This is a genomic window from Microcoleus sp. D3_18_C4 (genome assembly GCF_036702355.1).
Classification (GTDB): Bacteria; Cyanobacteriota; Cyanobacteriia; order Cyanobacteriales; family Microcoleaceae; genus Microcoleus.
Genome location: NZ_JAUBTF010000121.1, coordinates 1 through 8,333 on the forward strand (window position 1 = coordinate 1; position 8,333 = coordinate 8,333).

Annotated in this window: 8 protein-coding genes; 3 read left to right on the forward strand and 5 right to left on the reverse strand. The window is 47.6% G+C overall.

All coding sequences use genetic code 11. From position 1 onward, the window contains the following. Positions 1-92: 92 nt before the first annotated feature. Together QUA90_RS29555 and QUA90_RS29560 are read right to left on the reverse strand one after the other, a co-directional pair. Positions 93-320, reverse strand: a complete 228-nt coding sequence (locus tag QUA90_RS29555; protein ID WP_333448695.1) for a CopG family transcriptional regulator — start codon at positions 318-320, stop codon at positions 93-95. Between the two features lies 1 nt (position 321). Continuing rightward, the gene (locus QUA90_RS29560) at positions 322-693 is read right to left on the reverse strand and encodes a ParA family protein (protein ID WP_333448696.1); all 372 of its coding nucleotides are present in this window, start codon (positions 691-693) and stop codon (positions 322-324) included. Between the two features lie 277 nt (positions 694-970). Between QUA90_RS29560 and QUA90_RS29565 the strand changes: the two genes are divergently transcribed. After that, on the forward strand, positions 971-1,231 hold the full coding sequence (locus tag QUA90_RS29565; protein ID WP_333448697.1) for a hypothetical protein: 261 nt from the start codon (positions 971-973) through the stop codon (positions 1,229-1,231). A gap of 636 nt (positions 1,232-1,867) precedes the next feature. On the opposite strand, the gene QUA90_RS29570 is transcribed toward QUA90_RS29565, so the two are convergent. After that, complete coding sequence (locus QUA90_RS29570) at positions 1,868-3,979, reverse strand: ATP-binding protein (RefSeq protein ID WP_333448698.1); 2,112 nt, start codon at positions 3,977-3,979, stop codon at positions 1,868-1,870. Positions 3,980-4,099: 120 nt separating this feature from the next. Between QUA90_RS29570 and QUA90_RS29575 the strand changes: the two genes are divergently transcribed. Continuing rightward, positions 4,100-5,152, forward strand: a complete 1,053-nt coding sequence (locus tag QUA90_RS29575; protein WP_333448699.1) for a reverse transcriptase/maturase family protein — start codon at positions 4,100-4,102, stop codon at positions 5,150-5,152. Positions 5,153-5,431: 279 nt separating this feature from the next. Here QUA90_RS29575 and QUA90_RS29580 read toward each other — a convergent pair whose 3' ends face one another. Both QUA90_RS29580 and QUA90_RS29585 read right to left on the reverse strand, forming a co-directional pair. Continuing rightward, entirely contained in the window at positions 5,432-7,603 is a 2,172-nt protein-coding gene (locus tag QUA90_RS29580) for a DUF4157 domain-containing protein (RefSeq protein WP_333448700.1), read from the reverse strand. Positions 7,604-7,675: 72 nt separating this feature from the next. Continuing rightward, the gene (locus tag QUA90_RS29585; RefSeq protein ID WP_333448701.1) at positions 7,676-7,933 is read right to left on the reverse strand and encodes a hypothetical protein; all 258 of its coding nucleotides are present in this window, start codon (positions 7,931-7,933) and stop codon (positions 7,676-7,678) included. Between the two features lie 109 nt (positions 7,934-8,042). Here QUA90_RS29585 and QUA90_RS29590 point away from each other — a divergent pair, with 109 nt between their 5' ends. Continuing rightward, on the forward strand, positions 8,043-8,309 hold the full coding sequence (locus QUA90_RS29590) for a hypothetical protein (RefSeq protein WP_333448702.1): 267 nt from the start codon (positions 8,043-8,045) through the stop codon (positions 8,307-8,309). Positions 8,310-8,333: the final 24 nt, after the last annotated feature.

Here is an 8,333-nt window from a genome sequence, read left to right on the forward strand (position 1 = left end):
CTGACTACTTTTTCTTTGAAGCATCTTCTCAAATCCCCTTGACAACTGCCATCCAAGCTTAACTTGTTACGAATGGTCAAACATCTAAATGTTTAGAGACTGTCGTCGGGATTGAACTGTTGGAGGTATTGAGCTACAGACTTTTCCACTAGCTCACTCATTTCCTGGCCGGACTGCGCTGCTGCGGATTTAAGTTGGCGGTGCAGAATTTTTGGCAGATAAACGGTAGTGCGGACAAAGTTGGGGTCTTTGCTCTTGGATAGCGCGGTGCTGGGAGAAACGTCGGGTTCCCCAGGCTTGAGTTTCTTGGCTTTTAGCAAATCAGCGGTAATTGGATTCCAGAGAATAGAGAGCCTCGACCATTTGCAGCATAGCGCTCAGGGCCATAGCATCGGGTGAGCTGGGCAGTATCAGCAAGTCGCACCCTTCTGCTAGACTTTTTAAGTCTTCTGGGGTTGGTCGTGCAGGCGTATCGATGACGATATGTTCGTAATCCCTCGCATAGCGCACGCCTTGCTTTTCATCGACTACTTTGAACGGGAGAGAACCGCGAGCAGCCCAATCTAAGGCACTGCGGTTGAGGTCGCCATCTACCAACAAAGCGGGTGCTTTGGTTTGCAAGTAAGCAGCTAAGTGCAGCGCTGTAGTAGTTTTTCCGACTCCGCCTTTAAATGAGGCGATTGTGACAATCATAGGTAAGCCTGCTGAGTTCATCAACTAGATTTTACAATAAAACATCTGAATGTCTAGACAATTAAATGTTTAGATGTTTAAATGTTTAAATCCTAGAAAAAGCCATCCATATTCTCTACGCTCAGAGGTGTAGCCAGAGCGATCGCACGATCGCATAACCAGGCTGTGTAATCTTTATGCACTTATCCAGCAAGCCCTATTTAGTAATGCACAAATCCACCTTTTTGTCAAATTAATTTAGATGCGTTTACCCTGAGATTACATCCGCTTGTCTGGCATGGGTTTAGTGCCGAAAACCAGCTTTTATTTATCGGAGATAATAAAAGTTACCAAACAAAAAGGATTTAGTGACTTTGATATTGCGGGTTATTGGCGGCGCAAATATCGGGGGTGCCCGGAGTATGAAGCTTGGTATCTTTTGACGAATGTTGTGAATTTACGGCAATCGATCGATACCTTCAAATGTCGCAGTGAAATTGAAGCGATGTTTAAAGGTTGTAAAACAGGTGGTTATAAAAAGCGAGAAAAGCCATGCTAATAAGCAGCGATTAAGCTTTAATATTATTGATAGCGCTCGCCTACAGTTGTGCGACCCTACAAGGTAAAAAATCAAGGCAATGGAAGTGCGAAAATATGTGGGTAGGTTAACTGAATGTGGGCGATCGATACGTCGCCATAGTAGTTATTGGATTGGATTATACGGTCAATGTTGGGTGGTTGGAAGGGAATTTTGTCAAGATATTATTAGTGAATTAATGAGAATTAAGTAAGTCAGCGCTTTAAAACGCAACTATAGCCTTTCTCAGAAAGATGAGGTACTATCCGGCAGGGTATAGGGCATAGGGCATACCTCACTTTTTTGAGAACCGCTATATGTAAACGATGTAAAGTGTCTAAATGTTCTCTACGGGCTGACTTAGGCTTATTTACATACTGTTACATTATTCGATTTAATCCCGCCTACCTACTTAGGTAATAAATTACCATTTTCCAGAGGGGCTTGAGAGCTATGTCCTTGATTTTATCAATGTTTTGACGGGGTTGTCACCCCGGCAGATAAAGCGCTTTATCGGGTCGCTCCCTACTGATTATGCAAAAGTTGGGATAAAATATAAACTAGAGAATCTATCAAAAAACTTTGCTCATAAAAACGGGATACTTTCCAGCAAACAGTTTATCTCGACGCATAACTGCCTAAGTCTTCATCCAAAATTATCTTGCCAATTTTCTGATATTCTCGTTGGGTAGCGCGAATGAGATGGGACATTCTGATTTCTATCCCTTCAGCAGCAGCTAGAAATGCGGCAGCTAAGGCGATATTGCGGATATTGCCGCCGGCTATCTCAAAGCGACGCGCTATAAATTCTAAATCTAAATCTGCACTTCGAGGGGTTGAATCGGGAAAAATATGTTGCCAAATTTGGTAGCGTTCTGTTTCTTTGGGAAAGGGAAATCCAATGATAAAACTGAGTCGGCGGGTAAAGGCATCGTCGATATTATTCCCTAAATTGGTGGTGAGAATGGCGATGCCTTCGTATTCTTCCATTTTTTGCAGGAGGTAGCCTATTTCTATGTTGGCGTAGCGATCTCGCGCGTCTTTGACTTCGGAACGCTTGCCAAATAAGGCATCGGCTTCGTCAAATAACAAGATGGCGTTGGATGTGGCGGCGGCGGTGAAGATGCGATCGAGATTTTTCTCGGTTTCGCCGATATATTTGCTGACGATTTGGGATAAATCTATTTTATAGAGGTCGAGCTGCAATTCGCGGGCGATCGCTTCGGCTGCCATTGTTTTACCCGTTCCGGGCACGCCTGTAAACAGCGCGTTTATCCCTTTTCCCATTGAAAAGTGATTGTCAAATCCCCACTCGGACAAGACTTTGGATTGATGTTGAGCCCGATCGCAGATTTCACGCAAGTGCGTTTTTTGCTCTTCTGGCAGGACAATATTTTCTAAGCGATACTTGGGTTCGACTTTGCGGGCAAGTTGGGTGAGATCGTGACCGGATTGGGCGCGGGCGGCTGCGAACAATTCTGCTAATTTGGGTTGCGTGTCGTTCGTCCCTTCTGTGCAAATGCGATTGCAAGCGATGGCGACGGCATCGGCAATCCGATCGCTCGTCAGGCAAAAGCGATCTGATATATCATTTATTTCGTTATTTGTCAAGGAAATTCCGGCGTCTGCGAGGTGAGCTTGCCAGATGTGGCGGCGCTGGTGAAAGTCGGGGAGGGTAAAGGGAACGGTGACGACTCCCTTCGCGCCGGTTGTTGGGTTCCAGAGTTCGGTTCCGGAGAGGATGGTGAGTGTTGCGGGGGTGGAAAGCAAGGACTCGCAGGCAATAGTACGATCGCTTGCTGGCAAGTTATCCCATCCGTCCAGATAGAGGAGGGCATTCTGAAAGTGAGCTTCTCGCCGCAGCAGTTTGAGGGTGGGTTCGAGTTCGGTTTTGAGGTTGGCACTGAGGCGGGAGATGTCGGCGGCGAGTAAGGGGGTGTGGAGTTCTCGTGCTAGTGCTTCGGCGGCGCGTTTTTTGCTACTGGTATCGGTTCCTTGGAAGTAGAGGCAGCGGGGTTGGGGGTTTTGGGCGATCGCGCTTAGTATTTGCTGGAGTTCGGGGTTGAGGAACTGTTCGCTGAGGGTGAGAGTGGGGGAAATGAGTTGGCAAAATGGGGCGAGTCGGCGATCTAGTCCGCTGTTTCCCAGCAGGTAGCGGACGATTTGGGGGTCGAGGTGGAGGGTGTGGGCGAGCAGGGGGGTGGGGGTGTCGGGTTGACTGTGGAGGTGGAGAAGATGGTGGCGGATGAGGGGGGCTTCAGGGGAAAAGCGATCGCGCTGTTGCAGTTTGTCGGCGGCGGTGGAGCACAGGAGGTTGAGGGCGAGATCGGCGGTGGGAAGTTTGGCGCGAACGTCGTCTTGCAGGTAGGCGTAGAGGCGTTCGTAACGGCGATCTAGTTCCGGGGCGAGGGCGATCGCGAGGATATCCAGGTCGATGGTAGCAAGCTGGTATTGGCGCTGCAACCATGCTAACCGCGATGTTGCTGGCGGGGATGCGGTTTCAGGGGCGGCGGTGGCAAATAAGGGTTCGGCGGGATGGCGCTGCAGCAGAAGTTCCACTTCTTCTAGGCTGATTTGCAGTCCTCGGTAGGGGGCGGTGGCGGGATTGTGACTGTAGTGGGACTCGGCAAGAAGTACGGCTTTGTGGATCAGGGTGTCAATGCGGTTGAGCCAGGGGAGTAATTCTTCGAGGGGGGTGGCTGTTTGGGTGGTGGTGGTTGCTTCGCCCATTGTGCGGGGGTAAGGGATGTGTTTGGGTTGTGTGGATAGGGTTGGATGCGCTTTCTTTGGATAGGGTAAAATTGGGATGAGAAAATTTGCAGTTTTTCTTTTTTGACTCGCGGGGATTCTGTGCTACTTATCGAACGAGTCATCAGCGATGAGGTAATCGAGCGGGCTTATGAGTGGGTGTGCGAACGACGCAAGCACTACCACCATAATAGTGATGTCTGGCAGTTGCGGCGTTGGTGGGATGACAAAAAACGGCTGATAGTGGCGCAACTGCGATCTGGAACTTATCGGTTTCGAGAACTGCGGCGGGTGTCGGGGCGGGGAGATGTGAAGGAAATTTGGTCGGCGTTGGATGGGCTGGTGTTGAAGGCTATGGCGATTGTTTTATCGGCACACCTCAAACCTCATCTCTCTTTGCGGTGTTTTCATTTGGCGGGTAGTGGGGGGATGAAGGCGGCGGTGCGAGAGGTGGCGGCTAATGTAGCAGATAACGAGTTTGTTTTTCGGACTGATGTTAAGGGCTACTATGCCAGTATTAATCATCATATTCTTATGGGAATTGTGGGGCGTTATGTGCAAGATGAGGCGGTTTTGGCGTTGTTTTGGGGCTATTTACGGCGCTATGTCAATGATGGGAGCAAGTTCATTGATATTACCCAGGGGATCTCCTTGGGGTGTCCGTTGTCGCCGTTGATGGGGGCGCTTTACCTCAAGCCGTTGGATGACCGGATGGCGGAATTGGGCTGCTTTTATGTCCGCTTTATGGATGATTGGGTTGTCCTTGCGCCGACGCGGTGGAAGCTACGGAAGGCGATTAAGGCGGTGAATGAGGTGATGGCTGACCTCAGGGTTGAGCAACATCCGGATAAGACGTTTATTGGGAGGGTTGCACGGGGGTTTGATTTTTTGGGGTATTGGTTTACGACGGAGGGGTTGGGGATAGCGTCGAAGACGGTGGAGAGGTTCGCTGAACGGGTTTCTCAGCTTTATGAGCAAGGTGCGGGCGAGAACCGCATTGGGGAATACGTTCGGCGGTGGTGGCGGTGGGTGAGGAGTGGGGTTGGTTTGCTGTTGAGGGTTGGTTGTTGTCGGATTGGATGGGGAGCGATGTTGCTGAATATGCAACGGACAAGCAAGGGCGACATAACTAACACCCTTATTGGTGGTGCCTGAGTCGTTAACGCTCCATACAATAACAGGCGATGGCACTTTCTTTCATATTAGAATACCATGAATGCCGAAATTTGGTGCGTGTCTCTTTTGCTTTGATTTTTTTTTCCTTTTTCCTTCTTCTTCTTTTCGTTCTTTTTTTTTTCTCCTTTTTTATTCCTTAATTGCTACATTGAATTTATTTTCTTTTTTTTCGTTTGCCATTCACTTTTTTTTTCTGGAATATTTACGACCTTTTTTTTCGTTTTATGGACATTAATTTTTTGTTTTTTGTCTTGCTTTTTACTGAACGCTTTCTTGTTGTTGTTCCTTGTTTATTTTCTTTCCAAATTTTCTTCTTTTTTTATCCCGTTCTTCGTTTTCTCTCTCATCGTCGCCGTCTTCCGCTTCTGCTTCGTTGCCGTCTTCCGCTTCTGCTTCGTTCTCTTTTTTTCTTTTATCAATTTGTTTCATTACCCATTCTTTTAAATTATTTTCTTCTTCTCCACCTTTCATTTGCCATGTGAGTGGTATTGGGGTCACTTTCGCCTTCCCTATTATTATATATCCTCCTTCTATTCCTAATAATTCTGCTAGAGATTGATCCACATACCATTCATCATTGTCCGATTCGTATTCGTCTTCACTGTTTTCTTTACTTAGATTTTTTTGTGCTTCTTCTAGTTTTGTTTTTTGCTCATTCTGGCGGGCATTTGTCGCACTTGCTGCTGCCTGATGAAATAGAGCTTTTTCCTCTTTTGTCATCCCTTTGTGCACATGTCCATTATTATTTTTTAGTTTCATATATAATGAATTTTTACCATCTATGTGATCCTCCGGTGCTGAATATGGAAATCCAAAAAAGTGGTTTTCCTTCTCCACCTTACTGGGATAATTATACCGACAATCTTTGCATTGTTCGCGGGTTGTTGCCTCTTTTACCCTTTGTGAATTTTTCATCATATCCCAATCAGAGCTCTCTATGACATCTGTTATGTTTTCGGAATGTCCCGTATTGTACTTCGCCATTAATTGATCTATAGGTTTGTTTACTTCACTTCTTGCCACCTGCCCTGCTGGATGTGAAACAGTTATTATTTTGAAAAAACCGCTATTATCCAACTTACGTCTTTTTACCATATATACATTTCTCCCAGCTATATCCCTTCCCTGTTTTTTTACTAACCGCCGCAGTCGCCTCTCGGGTCTGAAGACTCGATGGGTGTTCCAATCCACATTCATGCCTACTGCTCGATCGCGTACCCGCGGTAAATTATTTTCAGGTTTATCGTTTCTTTTCCTTTTCAATGATTCCTTTGGTTCGCGTTTTGCCACCACTAATTCTACAAATTTCTCCCACGATGTACACTCTATTGGTGGAGGGGCTAAGCGAATTAGATTTTCAATGATCTTTCTGTCTCCTAGTTCTGCTTTCTCTCCTTTTATAAATTTTTCCCAAACTTGTTTGACGTCCTTATCCCGGGATTTCTCTTCCTTTCCGATAATGATAGTTCGTTGAATCTGGGTGTTGCATTCTGGTTTTTCTGTTGCGCTCAGTTTAGAGGTGTTGCCTATATGTTTCGAGCTCTGCACCGCCGCCCCCTTCTGCTGCACCACATGAGTCAACTCATGCGCTAACAACTCCTGCCCCCCTCTACTCCCCGGATCATACGCCCCCTGCCGAAAGAACACATCCTGCCCCGTCGTAAACGCCTTCGCCTGAATCGATTGATTCAACTGATCCGACTGAGCATCCGTATGCACCTTCACCCCACTAAAATCCGCCCCCATCGCCTGCCCCATTGACCGTTGCAATCCCGCTTCTAAAGGCTGTCCACTGCTTTTTGCACTGTTAATAGCGGTGTCCAAATCAGTTGAAGCTTCCCCTCCCGCGATCGCTCCCTTTCTTTGTAGTGAGGTAATCTCCGGTTTTGCCTGTATTTCTTCCTCTTCCGGGGCTTCGGTTCGCTGTACAGGCTGCCCTTGAGATGACTGGACTGAAACGGGGGCATTGATTTGTTGTACCACCTGGGATGCTACCCGATCGGCCTCTTGTTCGTACTTGTCATTCGGTGCGCCAATGGTCAACTTTGCCTGTATCGGTGGCAAACCTCCCCTATCAATCCCCACCTGACTAAAATCATGCCGAAACCGCGACTCCCTCAACCTTCCCGACTCCACATCCTGAGTCGCCGCCAATTCCTGGGACAAACCCCCGAATAAGGGTTGACGCTGAATCGTCCCTGAACTGACTGGCATCATATCCCCCAGCATTGGCATCTCGCCTTCCATCGTGGCGTTTAGACTGGATGGCGAGATGTGGGGATGTGTGTCCATCAGCAGTCCCATTTGCCTGTTACCGATCGCCCCTTGCAAGTCGTCCTCCTGGCGTTCCGGAGATTTTACGCTATTTTTGGTAGGGTGCGATCGAGTGGGTGCTGCTGGGTTCTTTTGGTGCGTGCTTTGTTTGTCCATTTGTTCCTCCTTCCATTTTGTGTTTTGTACGAGTTGACTGTAGACCACTATAGTCGGAGGAGAATTCGGCCCTTACGTCCCTTCTCCTGCTGGCGCCAGTTCACCTTGCGGTTGTGTTTCTGCGTGAATATCGATTGTCTGTTTCTCTTGGCTTTTTATCTCTTCTACTGAGTCAGCGAGCATTTCTTCGAGCACCATAATTGCTCCGCTGATTCGCAGGAGTGTTTCGCGCAATGAACGCTCTTTGCTTTCATAGTCTGCGAGGAGATTTTGTCCGGCTTCAAATTCGGCTTGGAGTGATTTGAGGCGTTGCGTGAGTTTTTCTTTCATTATAGCTATTGCTGACTGCGCCTCTGTTAATTATATGTAAGATACGCTATTCCCCTGCATCGCCCGCACAAATCGCAACGCTGCCTAATTCCCTTTCCTGGTACTTTCGGTGCGATCGCCTTTAATCGAACTTTTCACCAGCGATGATGTCATCGATCACGCTTACCAGTGGGTGTGCGTCCGCCGCCAGCACTATCACTTCAATAATGATGTCTCGCAGTTACGGCGCTGGTGGGAGGTGAAAAAACCGCTGCTAGTGGCGCAAATTCGGGCGGGAACCTATCGGTTTCGGGCACAGCGGGTGGTGCACAGTCAGGGAGAGGTCATTCGTAACAAGTTAGAAGGGAGTATATTTTGTCAATACCTCTTTGTATAGAAATCTAAGTGAATAATAATGATA

Excerpts from the sequence above, each read along its gene's own strand:
- QUA90_RS29560 (WP_333448696.1), bottom strand. The coding sequence starts at position 693 with ATGATTGTCACAATCGCCTCATTTAAAGGCGGAGTCGGAAAAACTACT.
- QUA90_RS29565 (WP_333448697.1), top strand. The coding sequence starts at position 971 with ATGGGTTTAGTGCCGAAAACCAGCTTTTATTTATCGGAGATAATAAAA.
- QUA90_RS29570 (WP_333448698.1), bottom strand. The coding sequence starts at position 3,979 with ATGGGCGAAGCAACCACCACCACCCAAACAGCCACCCCCCTCGAAGAA.
- QUA90_RS29580 (WP_333448700.1), bottom strand. The coding sequence starts at position 7,603 with ATGGACAAACAAAGCACGCACCAAAAGAACCCAGCAGCACCCACTCGA.
- QUA90_RS29585 (WP_333448701.1), bottom strand. The coding sequence starts at position 7,933 with ATGAAAGAAAAACTCACGCAACGCCTCAAATCACTCCAAGCCGAATTT.